The 11,716-nt window shown below is 58.7% G+C and carries 14 protein-coding genes and 2 pseudogenes; 6 read left to right on the top strand and 10 right to left on the bottom strand.

Features of this window, described 5'->3' with window-relative positions; all coding sequences use genetic code 11:
- The 7 genes from ASD52_RS20355 to ASD52_RS20325 all read right to left on the bottom strand — a co-directional run.
- On the bottom strand, nucleotides 1-188 hold a 188-nt coding region (locus ASD52_RS20355; RefSeq protein ID WP_057214231.1), incomplete at its 3' end, for an alcohol dehydrogenase catalytic domain-containing protein.
- Between the two features lie 22 nt (nucleotides 189-210).
- Nucleotides 211-1,056 carry a xylose isomerase gene (locus ASD52_RS20350; RefSeq protein ID WP_057225341.1) on the bottom strand — a complete coding sequence of 282 codons (846 nt, stop codon included), beginning with the start codon at nucleotides 1,054-1,056 and terminating at the stop codon, nucleotides 211-213.
- Nucleotides 1,057-1,078: 22 nt separating this feature from the next.
- Complete coding sequence (locus ASD52_RS20345; RefSeq protein ID WP_057208288.1) at nucleotides 1,079-2,284, bottom strand: FAD-dependent oxidoreductase; 1,206 nt, start codon at nucleotides 2,282-2,284, stop codon at nucleotides 1,079-1,081.
- 63 nt (nucleotides 2,285-2,347) lie between these two features.
- Nucleotides 2,348-3,292, bottom strand: coding sequence for a substrate-binding domain-containing protein (locus ASD52_RS20340; protein WP_057225338.1), 945 nt, complete (start codon nucleotides 3,290-3,292; stop codon nucleotides 2,348-2,350).
- 75 nt (nucleotides 3,293-3,367) lie between these two features.
- The gene (locus ASD52_RS20335; protein WP_057208284.1) at nucleotides 3,368-3,679 is read right to left on the bottom strand and encodes a MocE family 2Fe-2S type ferredoxin; all 312 of its coding nucleotides are present in this window, start codon (nucleotides 3,677-3,679) and stop codon (nucleotides 3,368-3,370) included.
- The gene (locus ASD52_RS20330; protein ID WP_057225335.1) at nucleotides 3,676-4,710 is read right to left on the bottom strand and encodes a sterol desaturase family protein; all 1,035 of its coding nucleotides are present in this window, start codon (nucleotides 4,708-4,710) and stop codon (nucleotides 3,676-3,678) included. Before ASD52_RS20330 ends, ASD52_RS20335 begins: the two co-directional genes overlap by 4 nt.
- A gap of 174 nt (nucleotides 4,711-4,884) precedes the next feature.
- Nucleotides 4,885-5,886 carry a LacI family DNA-binding transcriptional regulator gene (locus ASD52_RS20325; protein WP_057208279.1) on the bottom strand — a complete coding sequence of 334 codons (1,002 nt, stop codon included), beginning with the start codon at nucleotides 5,884-5,886 and terminating at the stop codon, nucleotides 4,885-4,887.
- A 346-nt stretch (nucleotides 5,887-6,232) separates the two neighbouring features.
- Between ASD52_RS20325 and ASD52_RS20320 the strand changes: the two genes are divergently transcribed.
- The 5 genes and pseudogenes from ASD52_RS20320 to ASD52_RS40190 form a co-directional block, all read left to right on the top strand.
- Complete coding sequence (locus ASD52_RS20320) at nucleotides 6,233-6,502, top strand: hypothetical protein (protein ID WP_146160918.1); 270 nt, start codon at nucleotides 6,233-6,235, stop codon at nucleotides 6,500-6,502.
- A gap of 54 nt (nucleotides 6,503-6,556) precedes the next feature.
- The gene (locus ASD52_RS39400; RefSeq protein WP_164474992.1) at nucleotides 6,557-6,727 is read left to right on the top strand and encodes a hypothetical protein; all 171 of its coding nucleotides are present in this window, start codon (nucleotides 6,557-6,559) and stop codon (nucleotides 6,725-6,727) included.
- Nucleotides 6,720-7,442 (top strand): hypothetical protein, encoded by a 723-nt coding sequence (locus ASD52_RS40195; protein ID WP_244497495.1) that lies wholly within the window; start codon nucleotides 6,720-6,722, stop codon nucleotides 7,440-7,442. The genes ASD52_RS39400 and ASD52_RS40195 overlap by 8 nt, the downstream gene beginning before the upstream one ends.
- Nucleotides 7,443-7,452: 10 nt before the next feature.
- Nucleotides 7,453-7,695, top strand: coding sequence for a hypothetical protein (locus ASD52_RS20310; protein WP_057208276.1), 243 nt, complete (start codon nucleotides 7,453-7,455; stop codon nucleotides 7,693-7,695).
- A gap of 382 nt (nucleotides 7,696-8,077) precedes the next feature.
- Nucleotides 8,078-8,299 (top strand): annotated as a pseudogene (locus ASD52_RS40190) (hypothetical protein); the annotation flags it as partial.
- Here ASD52_RS40190 and ASD52_RS20305 read toward each other — a convergent pair.
- From ASD52_RS20305 to ASD52_RS20295, 3 genes are all read right to left on the bottom strand, one after another.
- Complete coding sequence (locus tag ASD52_RS20305; protein ID WP_244494247.1) at nucleotides 8,237-8,737, bottom strand: GNAT family N-acetyltransferase; 501 nt, start codon at nucleotides 8,735-8,737, stop codon at nucleotides 8,237-8,239. The pseudogene ASD52_RS40190 and the gene ASD52_RS20305 sit on opposite strands and share 63 nt — an antisense overlap.
- A 398-nt stretch (nucleotides 8,738-9,135) precedes the next feature.
- Nucleotides 9,136-10,374, bottom strand: coding sequence for a type II toxin-antitoxin system HipA family toxin (locus ASD52_RS20300; protein WP_057208272.1), 1,239 nt, complete (start codon nucleotides 10,372-10,374; stop codon nucleotides 9,136-9,138).
- Nucleotides 10,371-10,643, bottom strand: coding sequence for a helix-turn-helix domain-containing protein (locus ASD52_RS20295; RefSeq protein ID WP_057213574.1), 273 nt, complete (start codon nucleotides 10,641-10,643; stop codon nucleotides 10,371-10,373). Before ASD52_RS20295 ends, ASD52_RS20300 begins: the two co-directional genes overlap by 4 nt.
- Nucleotides 10,644-11,211: 568 nt before the next feature.
- Between ASD52_RS20295 and ASD52_RS40790 the strand changes: the two are divergent.
- A pseudogene (locus tag ASD52_RS40790) lies at nucleotides 11,212-11,577 on the top strand (tetratricopeptide repeat protein); the annotation flags it as partial.
- Between the last annotated feature and the right edge of the window lie 139 nt (nucleotides 11,578-11,716).

The following is an 11,716-nucleotide window of genomic DNA, read 5'->3' as shown; positions in this document are numbered from 1 at the left end:
TCATGGCCGAGGATCGCCGGGAACAGACCTTCGGGGTCGGCGCCGGAAAGCGTGAAATCGTCGGTGTGGCAGATGCCGGTCGCCTTGACCTCGATCAGCACCTCGCCGGCCCGCGGCCCTTCGAGCTGAACGGTCATCACTTCCAGCGGCTTGCCGGCCTGAACGGCGACGGCGGCGCGTACATCCATAATAATATCTCCGATAGTTTGATTAGGTCAGGGGGCCGGTTGAGACCTTCGCCCACAAATCACGAGCATGTTGCTTCAGCGCCAGGGATTCCTCCCAACGGTCTGTAGTATCTTCGCCGAAGCGGTCTGTTATCGCATAGGGTTTGGGGCCGAGTTCGCAGACGAATGCGAGGCTGTCGTTCGCCCCTGCCCGCTTTTGCCAACTGCGAAAACCAAATTCCCACCAGCCGAGAAAGAGATCCACCCAAGGGCGATGGTGAGGATAGGAGATCTCGATTTGGACCTGTTCTCGTGAGGCTACTCTTCCGTGGAATGCCCAGGAGCAGTCCAGAATCTTCTCGATCAGTCGGTGATTTTCGTCGGAGATGGGCCAGGAAAACTCGCGCCCGACGAGGAAATGGGACACATCTCCCAGTAGCCTCAGATTCGGAAGACGATCAAGAAGGTCCAAGGTGAAGAAAAGGTCGGTGGTCATCCGATCGCGATGAGTCTCGATCAAAACAGGAATTCTCGCTTCCTCCGACAGTTGTTGCCAACCTTCAAGAAGTGGCAGGCAATCTTCTACGCGGCGCAAACGAACGTCGGGTTGCAGGCAGATATGGTGAACACCGAATTCGGCGGCGTTTTCAAGAACCGGCTTGAGATCATCTATGGTCGTTGGAAAACACTGGCCTTCGACCTGAAGGCCGAATTGGCGCAGCAGGGCGTGAAGCCACCGCACATACGCTCGGTCGTGCCAGTGCGCGCTTACACCATCAAAGCCTCCTTGAGCGATCCGCTCGACCTTCTCCTCGAGGATGAATTCGGAGCGTCTGCTGCTGCGCAGTTCCATCGCCCAAAGTGATTGAAACACCAAAAGTGATTGCATTGCCCCATCCCCGCCGATTTGATCACGCGGCCCGCGCGCTTTTCAGAAGCGTCTTCAGATTAACCGCCGGGTCAGCCAATGACGCTGCATCGACAGCGGCGCCGGCAGCAATCAACATCTCGGCCAGCTTGATATCCTTGGCAATGGTGTTGCCAGCGCCCAGTCCTGCCGCCGCAACGAGCCGCCCGCCGTCCAGATAAAATTCCAGCTCTCCTTCTGCGAGGCAACGCACGACTGCCTGATGAGCGGGCTGCGGCAAACCCGCGACCTGCAAGCCCAGATCATATTGGTCGGTCCAGAACCAGGGGATGGCCAGGAATGCATCGTTGCCGCCCACCATGTTGCGGGCAGCAGTCTCGGCCTGGCTACGCGCATTGCGCCAACTCTCGAACCGGACATGCCCGCCGCTCGCCAACGAAACCGCCGCGCAGTCTCCGGCCGCGAATATGTCCGGATTGCTGGTGCGAAGGGAAATATCCACCAGGACGCCATTGCCGGTCGCAAGCCCTACCGCCTCGGCCAACGCCATATCGGGCTGAACTCCAATCGCTGCGACAACAATGTCGGCTGGCACCACGACACGATCGGCGAGATAAACGGCATCATCAGTGATTTCGGCCACCCCTTGTCCGAGATGGAACTGCACGCCCTCGCCCAGATGCCTGGCATGAAGCTTTGCGGCGAAACGCGTGGGTACGGCGCGCCCAAGCGGCTTTGGCGCAGCTTCAATGATGCTGACAGCAACGCGCTTTTTGCGCAGCACGGCTGCGAGTTCCATTCCGATCAGGCCGCCACCGACGATCGCGACGCTCTTGCCGATCTCGGCACCAGAGAAGATCGTCTCAGCATCCGCATAGGTGCGGAAGTCCAGCGCGCGTTCTGCGCCGGGGCATGTCAGCCGCCGCGGACGCGCGCCAGTGGCCAGAAGCAGCTTTCCATAGGTCAACACCCGCCCGTCGCTAAGCGCAACGGTATGGCTTTCCACGTCAATGCTCGACGCCGAGACACCCTGAAGGTAGTCGATGCCGGAAGCTTCCAGCGCCTGCGCTCCGCAGATCGGCTTCAACTGGACCGCACCCTCGATCGGTTTCGACAACGGCGGGCGCTCATAGGGCAGGTGAGGTTCCGAACCGACGAGCGTGACGGCTTCTAAGAAGCCTGCTTCGCGCAGCGCAAAGGCCGCTCGAGTACCGCATTCTCCGGCCCCGATAATGACGATACCGCCCATGTTCTATCTCCAGCTTGAAATGGCCTGGCGCAACGCAATGGCGATGCGCCAGTCGTGGGAGGATCAGTTCTGATGGGCGTATTCGGCCATGTTCTTGGGCGTGACGAGCTCGAAGGGAACCCAGACCGCCTTCTCGATACTCTTGCCCTGAGCCAATGCTGCCGCCGCATCGACGGCGCTCGCTGACTGGCCCTTGGCGTTCTGGAATACCGTGACGTCCAGGTCGCCTGCCGCCATGGCCGCCAGTGCGTCCTGCGTCGCGTCGATACCAACGATGATTACATCGTCCATCGATACGCCCGCCGCTTTCAGCGCCTGAATGGCACCAATCGCCATCTCGTCATTGTTGGCAAACACCACGTCAATGGGTCGGCCGGCGGTGATCCAATTCGTGGTCAGATCCATCGCATTGGTGCGTGTCCAGGCAGCGGATTGCTCGTCAGCAATTGTCACGCCCTTGCAATCGCCCGCCGCCAGCGTTTCCTTCACCGAAGAGGTGCGATCCCGCGAAGCCTGATGCGCCAAATCTCCCATCAGGATGTAGACCTGGGCATCGCTTGCTTTTCCTTTTGCCTTCAAGAGCTCACAGGCAGCCTCGGCACCCAACTTCCCCGAGTCGGTCTCTTTCGAGCCAACATAGGCCTGCTTTTCGGGTAGCGTATCGACATTGTCGGGCTGAAGATTGAGGTAGACCAATGGAATGCCAGCCTTCTGCGCTGCTTCGCTGATGCCAGGGGCAGCCGACGTATCGGCAAGCGTCATGATGATCGCATCCACGCCCGAGGCGATGAAGTTGTCCAACTGACTGCGCTGTTTGGAAATGTCGGTTTGAGCATCTTCGATCTGAAGGTTGACGCCGCTTATCTGAGAAGCTCTCGCGTCGAGTCCCTGTCGTAGCAATGTCTGGAAATTGTTGTCGAAGCTCTGCATCGAGACGCCGATCGTCTCCGCGGACGCAGCCGTTCCCATTAAGGCGGCCAGAACGGCTGCCAGGTACATGGATTTCATATCATCCTCCCAGTAGGTGCCGGATCACCCGATCGCATTCCGGAGGCCCCACGGGCCTGTTCGGTAGCGGAGCCTTCAGCCGAGGGCCACGCGTACTTCTCCGTCGATCACCTCGGCCGGATAGGTTCTCAGATTCTCGCAGGCGGGAAGCCGAAGAGCCTCGCCAGTACGATAGTCGAAGACGCCGGAATGCTTGGGACATTCCACCTCGAAGTCCATGACCAACCCGTCTGCGAGATGGATCGCCTCGTGCGTGCAGAGCCCGGCCGTGCAGTAGACGTTGTCGTCCGGCCCGCGGTAGATCGCGTAAGTGCGGCCTGCGTGATCGAAGCGCAGCGCGCCTTCCTGCTCAATGTCGTCAAGTTTGCATGCTGAAACCCAGGTCATTCGGCGGCCTCCCCGATTGCGTTGCGTGCCTTGCGGGCTGCGAGTTTTTCCTTCCGCTTGCGATAGCGTTCCTGCATGCGGGCCTCGCCATCGGGAGAGCCGTCGTGCCAGGTGCCGAACCAGCGATCGAGCGGAATTAAGGCGTCCCCATAGTTCACCTCGAAATACTTGTGGTGGAGATAGTGAGCATAGGCGTGGCTATCGAGCAGCTTGTCTTCACCGACCTCAACCTTGTCGAAACCGACGTGACCAGGGATCGCACCAAAACCCGCATAGTGAAGTTGGTAGAGCATGATGATCGGGTTGGACGGCAAGATGAGGTGGTAGAACGCAGTTCCGAAATAGAGCAGATGCTCGATCGGATGCATCGACAACGACGACCAGGGCGATGGATTGACCGAGTTGTGATGGACAGAATGGACCCACTTGTAGAGGAACGGCGTGTGGATGAGCCTGTGGATACAGAAGAAGTGGAATTCGTGGATGATCGGGACCACGAGTGCGACGAGTGCCAGCGTCCAGGGATTTTCCGCAAACGTCAGCCAAGGCGCGTAACCATTGGCATAGGCCCACAGCATCAGGACTTCGATCGCGGTCCAGATTGTCACTCCAGACAGAAACGTTCGCAGGATGTTGTCAGCGTTCTGGCTTTCGAACCAAAAGGCCTTGCTCTTCTGGTCGGCCGGAAACTTGCCGTTGTACTTGAAGCGGTTCTCCTGGCGCTTCAGGATGTAAAGATGAAGTTCGAAAGCGCCGTAGAAGAGAAAGACGCAGATTGCATTCACGGCATAAAGCGACGCGATCCAGCCCATGCCCAAGTCCTGCATCGTCTCCGTGGACGGTATCACCCAAGCCCAATAGGCCACGGCTGATACGGCGAAGATCGCATTCCACGGAAAGAAATAGTGTGGCAGCCACTTTGCAAGCGCCAGCAGCTTGAGCGGAAAGGCAAACAATGGCGCTAATTCAATCGGCTCGTTCGGAGCCCAATCACCGCGTTTGTTGCGCGTTCCAAACTTCAGATCATCCATTGCGCTCTCCTCCGCGGGATCGGATGTGCTCACAACCGCACAAATTGACGATGGAAGAAGGACGCATTTGGCGCCCCTATCCGGGTCCTCTTCCTCTGGGAGGCCGGCATCTTCCTTGACAAAAATCTAGCAGGAGGCGGGTTGGATTCCGAAAGTTCGTTTGATCTGATTAGATCAAAGCCCCTCAGGGGTGATGGTGATGAAGCGGATTGGAGCGAGATCCGGCTCGATCGACGTCAGGCCGATGCGTCGCAGAATGAGGTCGAGCGCCCGCTGGGCCTGTGCCTCCGGTGCCTGATCCAAAACCACGTCCATGATCCCATCACGCAGGGCCTTGCGCGTATAGTCTGTCAGCTCATGACCGACGAACAGCAGGTCCCGACCGCGGGGATCTCGGCGCAGCACGTCAATCAGTGCGGAATTTGCACCCCCGGCGTTATAGAGCCCGACGAGGTCGGGATAGATTTTGAGCGCGTTGACCAAAGTCTCCGCGCTATAAAGTTCGTCATCACGTGTGAACCCAAGCCATTCGAAGGCGATCGAACCAGGATGCTCGTGAAAGTAATCGGAGAACCCGCGGATGCGTTCGCGGTGCACCTGATAGATGGGATGGCACAAGGCAACGACCGAGCCCTTTGCCCGGGTCATTCGAGCAATGAGATGCGCCGCAGTCCGTCCGGCAGCGTAGTTGTCAATGCCGACGAACTCACCTTTCGTCTCAGAGGCACGCGTTACAACATGGACGACCGGGAGACCCCGCTCCACGACGGCTTCTACCGCCGCGCTGATCGTTGGATTGTTGGGAGCGGCCAAGATCAGACCTGCGCGCGTCATTTCGGTAGACATGATGCGCCTTGCGATTTCCGCAGACTTCATTTCTTCAGTGAAGGTGCGGTGCACGATTACGAGCGGATCGAGTGTCTCGGCAATCCTCTCGAAGGCATTAGCGAGCCGGCGGTAAAATGTCGTTTCAGGTCGAACCAACAAGACTTCAATGCGCAGCAGTCCGCGATGGGTGTCCGCAGGTAATCGGGGGTAATTGAGGGAGCGAGCGGCGATAACGACCTTCTCGACCAACTCAGCGCGTACGCCGCCTCGCCCGTTCACGACCCGCTCGACCGTTGCAGTTCCGACTCCGGCCAGGCGGGCGATATCCCGATAGTTCGGCTTGCTCACATTCCGGATCCCTAACAAAGGCCTGTACTACACGTAAGATGTCCCTCCATCATTACCTTGGCGTCAAGCGTCACAGATAGAATTCAGGAAATCGGATTGCTTCAGCTGCATTGTGAACGTCTTGCATTAGAGGGACCTTGCGAACAGCAAACGCCGCCCTAACATCTTCTGCAGGAGGAAACGCCATGCCGAAAATCGCCGGGCCTAGACATCCGAAATCTCACCCCGATCGTGACCTGCAATGCCAGGAGNATGCCGATGCATCACCTTGGGGGCTTCCGCCTGTCATGCGCTATGTCCATGCTGATAGCCCCAAAGCCGCATTGATTGGGTGGAGGCTATCAAAATGCCCGGCACCACATGGCGAAAAGGCGACATGCCGGAGGATGGATCCGTAATCTTTGTCCGCGTCGTGCGCCCCTATCGGTTCAAAATCTACAAATCGAATAGCGAGGAATTTCGACACGGCAAGAAGGGTCGATGGCAGCAAATGAATGAGTTTGGTGGTTGGGATAATTGCCAGCCACCTACCGGCTTCGAATGGTCGATTGAGCTCCGCGATTCGGCGCTCCCCTTTTTGAGTTATGCGGAGAGCCTCCCCAAATCTGGTCGTTGACTCTCTGCTTAATGAGAACATTTGTAGAACAGATTTACTCAGAAGGCATTGAGCATGAGCGACGAGGTTGGCGTTACCAAGAGAGGGGAAAGCGACCTGGCCAAGCACCTGGGCGAACACCACGGCTGGAAGACGTGGGGCGGCTTCGACTTCGCTATCGGAAGGGCCACCCCGAAGTGGCTCGGTTACGAACATCGGCCGGAGTGGAAGAAGGGCAATGCCTAAGAACGGTGCCTGGTGGCTATCGGAGCTTGTCGCCAAGGTTCGAGTCGAATGTTCATGCGGCATGAAGAAGCAATATGACGCCAAGGCGCTGCTGGAGCGCGTCGGCGACATGCCTATGCCCTCCCTTTTGGACCAACTGGCACAAGCAAACGGCTGCTCTAAAACCAAGAACAACTTCAATAATCGCTGCCAGCTGAAATACAGCGACCCAATGCCTTCGGAGGCCCCGCCCTCCCGATCGTACCGGCTGGCAATGCGGAACCAGCCGGACGACCGGAAGAAATCACCTTCGCCAATCTACCGGAATGGTGTGAGCTTTTCTGCCAATGCAAACGCTGCGGCCGAGAACATCACCTGGATCGGAACGACCTGGCGCGTCGGTTTGACACGACGCAGTCGATCCTGGCACTTGGACGACGCATGCGTTGCAAGAAGTGCAGCAACAGCAACGGTAACGTGCTCCGGGTGCGAAAACAGAGACGGTGATTTGTCGACCGCCGCGATGGAACATTGTTGCTGCAAGGGTGTTATATGTACTCATGTCGAAGGTTGCACCTCTGCAAGGCCCCTCTCCTGGGGCCTATTTTTTGAGCTCAAACCAATCGACATTATCGGCCAGTTCCCGGCGCCTCTGTCCCGGATGGCAGCACCATATGATACGGTCCTCAAAACGACAGTCGGAAATTGGTACACGTTATCTTTGCTAAAGCCCTGAGGAGCCTACCATGTCCGATTCAGCAGACTTCCCACCTCTTCCAGATGAAATCGAAGCCGGACTGGCGGCCTACATGACCGACCCGGACCTTTCACCGCCACCTGCCGGCCGGGTCGACGCGGTCGAAACCATCTTGCGCGACTGGCTTATAGCACATCGGTACATGACGGACGTGCCGGAGCCCTCTCCGGTTAGGTTGGATACGAAAGGCGTGAATCGCGAGGAAGTGCAGTATCCAGGCTTTATCAAGTAAAATTGCGAGTTGAGGAGTGGCGCAGAAAGTCCGCCATGTCCGCGAAAATACCGGTCAGTATCGAATACGCGAGGAACGGCAGCTCCATCGATTCGCTATTCGCCTGAAGCTGCTTGCCGCGACGCTTTCAGCAAAAGAGGTATCCAGCGCTCAAGCAGCGTCCGGATGCCTGCTTTGACGGCGCGCCATTGGGATAGTCCGCTTTTCTTGGGATCCATCCCTCGACAGTCAGCGATAAATCGCGAAAGACCACGGTGTATTTGCCGAGGACCGTGAACAGGTGCTGGCCCGGGTGAAGGAGGGTGCGCTACATGGAAACCGCAGCACCCTCAACCGTGCCGCCAAGTGCGCACACGGAAGTTCTTCAACGGACTCACAGCCAGTGGAGGCGACCGAACACCGTATGCGGCAGATCATGCTCACCGCTGAGGCGGCAACCCTGGCGTTGATCCCGAAATCGCACGAGATCTTCTGGGGACCCATGGCCTACGCAATGATGGGTGGCATCGTCCTGGGAACGGCGCTGACGCTTCTCTGTGACCTATGTGGTGGCGATCGTCCAGCAGATCAGTGGGCCATCTTCTGGATCGACGCGTTCTCCTGATTGAACGAACCCGTTTCGTTCGAGCACGCGATGCGAGCCGATGTTATCCCCAGCCGTTTCCGCCGAAATGTTTCTGACCCGCGCATCGCCGCGTGCCCACCTCAGCAGTTCTGAAATAGCTGCCGTCGTATAGCCGCGGCCCTCGCGCGAGGGCGCAACGCCGTACCCGATATGCACGTCGCCGTTCTCAGGCGGCCTAGTGATCGAGCACAGACCCACCACCTCGCCATCCTCAACGATCAGCCAGGCCGATGGACTGAATTCCTCGTCGACGCCGCGATTGAGATCGGACAGCATCCGCAATACCTCCTGAGAGGCGATGGAGCTGTCCTGCACGAGGCGGAGACCTATAGGAGCAACGCCGTTCGCCAGCGCGTCGAAGGCGCCGGGGGTAAGGATTGTAAGCATGGTTTTTCTCACCTTTTGAAAGTACACCATTGTTGGCGATCAGGCCGAAACGCAGGGTAAAGGTCAGCCGCTCACAAACTTGCGACGGCTCATCTCCGCCGGCACGGCCGGTAGGTTGGAAGATTCGCGATGGCAATCAAAGGCATTCTCCCCAGGTGGGGCGTCGTTGGTACCAGCGAGTTGCTTCCCGTGCAATCCGCCTCTCTCGCCAAGTACATATTTCGATGAAACACCTGTATTTGCTCGTCCGAGCGCGAGCCGTGTCAGCCGGGTGCGTTCGTTCTGCTCGTGCTGCGGGGCATCGCGTCTGCCTCGGTAAGAGCGTAGTGGGATTAAGCGGCCGTGTTGGGAGGCACAAAGCTTTCGCACCTAACTGCGCCCCAAGCGGGATTTTTGCCGTTCTCGAAGGAGTTTTCTCGATCCGATGATCATCCGCACGCCTGAGCCAGAATTCGCCTGCATCTCTCCTGAACGCGATGAACGATGCGAACAAGGACTGCCGTCGGATCGCCAGCCATGGCCGCGATTTGCGGCGCGACGTCCTCACAAGCGCTACTGATGAGTCCAGCAAGTTCCTCCACCCGTCTGATGGTCGATGCGCCGCTCATTCCGAGCTCCTTGGCCAGTTCCTGCCAATCGGAACGCCTCAAGTCAGTTGCGTGGAAACGTCCAGCAATAGCCTGCGGTAAACTCTGATCCACCTGGCGGTAAACCGCCGCACACATCAGGTCGTAGAGCGGCGCCATCTTTGCGGATCCTGCAGCACCGATCAGGATCGAATAGTTTTTGGCGTGTGAATCCGAGTTGCAGATCAGCACGTTGAAGATTACCGCATCGAGAAGCTTCAGGCGTTCAGCAGGCGAAACGAGATCGCTGACGGCGCCGAACATCATCTTCAGAGTCACGCCACGACCTGTCGAGGATCGCTCATATTTCTGTGACGGAAAATGACCCGTCAACTGGCAGAGGTCCTCCTGATGCAGCCTGCGGATCTCGCCTCGCGGATCCGTGAAGCGGTCATAGCGCTTCACCAGCAGATAGCGTCGTTTCCCGGCTGCGCCTATGGTTGTTTCTGCGGCGTCCAAGCCGCAGGCCCGTGCTAGGGTGAGACAGAAGGCTTCGTTCTCGACGCTTCCGGCAAGCCGTCTGGTGTCCGGCTTGATGATGTGGGTCGACGGCGTTCCGTCGACTGGTATGGAGATCTTGCCTTCTTCATCGACGAAGACCGGCAATTTTTCCTGCACGCCCGCAAGGGACATGGAGACGCCGCGCTCTCCAACCAGAAAGGGTTTGGCCGGAAGTTCGTTGAGTACCCGTTCCAGTGCCTGTTCATCCGGAATTGGCTCATGGTTGACGCCCGCCTTGCGCGCCTCCCCGATGGAGAGCGCGCCTGCCGTGTCCCGCCCGATGTGACCAAGCAGGCCCACAATGTCCTGCGGAGATACTTTCAGACGCTGGCCGATCTCGGCGAGATGTGCTTCCGGAAGAAGGTTGGCAAGCCATGGCAGCAGCCTGTCGGCGCCGACGGAGCCTGAACGCAGCGGCATGGTCAGCGAGACGGGGAAGGCCGAGCGGCGTGCTTTCCAAGAAAGATCGTAGTCGAGCCGCCATTCCCCTTCGAAGGTCATGCGCGCGACGGGAAGGGTTTCATAGAAGATGGTTGTCATCCACCCTCACCAAAGGTCGGCAGGAAGCCGAGGTCATCGTCCGGTGCGGTTGGGGTCATCAGGGCTGCCCTGAGATCGCCGATCTCGATGCCGACGGTACGCGCCACGATCAACGCCTTCTCGAGCTGGCAGCTCGGCTTGCCGGATTCGAGTTCGACGATGAAGCGCTCGCCCGTGCCTGAGCGAGCGGCAAGCTCGGTCTGGGTCCAGCCGAGGCCTTTGCGTTTTTCCCGAACGGCGGCGCCGAACTCGCGTGCGGACCTGAACATTGAAATCTCCAGTGGTGACTTACCGTACAGGAAGATTCCCAAAAGTCCAATGCGATCCGTACCGATCGGGAAGCAGCAGCACCAGCTACACAGAATCATCCTGCTCGGGAAGTTTGTGTTCCTCGTCCCTTGGTGAGCCGGAAGACCTTCGCGTGCACCGTCGTCGGCCCGCCCTGGATCCGGTTTGTGCCAGATGATTTCTGAGCGAACCCACCAACCGGCCTCCTGCAAGGCGATCGCCGAGCGGTTCGGGATCATGCAGATGTCTATCAGAGGTCTATGGGTTTCAGATACCCGCCCTGCGATCGTGGTGGTGGCCCTCGCCGCCATTATCCCGGCGCTGAATCGGTCCGACCGTCGCGAACGGCTTGTCGCGAAAAGTGCGATCGTCGCCCATGACATCCGCGGCCGACCGCCCGTTCGGAGTCGTGGCGTAGCAGTTACCATAGTTGAGCCAGAGCGAGCCCTGCGGCTTCAACCATGACAGCGACATAATCGCCGAGCGTCGGCTCCAGGCCGATCTTGCCTTCAACACCATAGTCGCGAAGACGCAATCGAGCGCGTTTCGATGCTCATGCCTCGCCTCCCTGTTCGCGGTAACGGTTGCCCTCCTGAAAAGGAGTCCATCATGAGCACAAAACCTACTGAACCTATTCCCGAAAAGGCCCGAGGAGGTTCCACCAGATGTCCCCCGATACCCTGCCCAACCCAGAGCGACCCATCGAGGAGCCGGGACCTGATGATCCGGAAGAGGCCCCGACATTTCGCCATGCAGGGCCGCCTCCTGTTCGCCGCCGGCAGGCATTCGGAGGCCATTGCGGCGCTCCACAGAAGCGTCCCGGAGTCACCAGACGTGCTGATGTTCCTGGCGCGTGCGCATGCGGCCCTGGGCGAAATCGGCGAGGCGGCCAGGACCGCAGTCCGCTTAAAAGCTGAGTTTCCGGAGTATTCGGTCGAACGCTTCGTCTCGGCCTATCCCGTGACGAACCTCGATGCGCTATCTGCCATCCGCGATGCAGCCGAAGTGGCGAAGCTCGGCTGGGGTTTGCCCGATTCGCAAAACTCGAGGTGGC

This window comes from Ensifer sp. Root142 (assembly GCF_001426785.1).
Lineage (GTDB): Bacteria > Pseudomonadota > Alphaproteobacteria > Rhizobiales > Rhizobiaceae > Ensifer > Ensifer canadensis.
Note: the sequence above shows the minus strand (reverse complement) of the source record. Positions and strands in the feature narration are given on the sequence as shown.

What these genes read in the sequence shown, in the direction of transcription:
- ASD52_RS20335 (WP_057208284.1), bottom strand. Translation starts at nt 3,679, where the DNA reads ATGACCTGGGTTTCAGCATGCAAACTTGACGACATTGAGCAGGAAGGC.
- ASD52_RS40195 (WP_244497495.1), top strand. Translation starts at nt 6,720, where the DNA reads ATGCCTAAGAACGGTGCCTGGTGGCTATCGGAGCTTGTCGCCAAGGTT.
- ASD52_RS20295 (WP_057213574.1), bottom strand. Translation starts at nt 10,643, where the DNA reads ATGTTCAGGTCCGCACGCGAGTTCGGCGCCGCCGTTCGGGAAAAACGC.
- ASD52_RS20305 (WP_244494247.1), bottom strand. Translation starts at nt 8,737, where the DNA reads ATGGTGTACTTTCAAAAGGTGAGAAAAACCATGCTTACAATCCTTACC.
- ASD52_RS20350 (WP_057225341.1), bottom strand. Translation starts at nt 1,056, where the DNA reads ATGCAATCACTTTTGGTGTTTCAATCACTTTGGGCGATGGAACTGCGC.
- ASD52_RS20320 (WP_146160918.1), top strand. Translation starts at nt 6,233, where the DNA reads ATGCCCGGCACCACATGGCGAAAAGGCGACATGCCGGAGGATGGATCC.
- ASD52_RS20330 (WP_057225335.1), bottom strand. Translation starts at nt 4,710, where the DNA reads ATGGATGATCTGAAGTTTGGAACGCGCAACAAACGCGGTGATTGGGCT.
- ASD52_RS39400 (WP_164474992.1), top strand. Translation starts at nt 6,557, where the DNA reads ATGAGCGACGAGGTTGGCGTTACCAAGAGAGGGGAAAGCGACCTGGCC.
- ASD52_RS20310 (WP_057208276.1), top strand. Translation starts at nt 7,453, where the DNA reads ATGTCCGATTCAGCAGACTTCCCACCTCTTCCAGATGAAATCGAAGCC.
- ASD52_RS20300 (WP_057208272.1), bottom strand. Translation starts at nt 10,374, where the DNA reads ATGACAACCATCTTCTATGAAACCCTTCCCGTCGCGCGCATGACCTTC.
- ASD52_RS20340 (WP_057225338.1), bottom strand. Translation starts at nt 3,292, where the DNA reads ATGAAATCCATGTACCTGGCAGCCGTTCTGGCCGCCTTAATGGGAACG.
- ASD52_RS20345 (WP_057208288.1), bottom strand. Translation starts at nt 2,284, where the DNA reads ATGGGCGGTATCGTCATTATCGGGGCCGGAGAATGCGGTACTCGAGCG.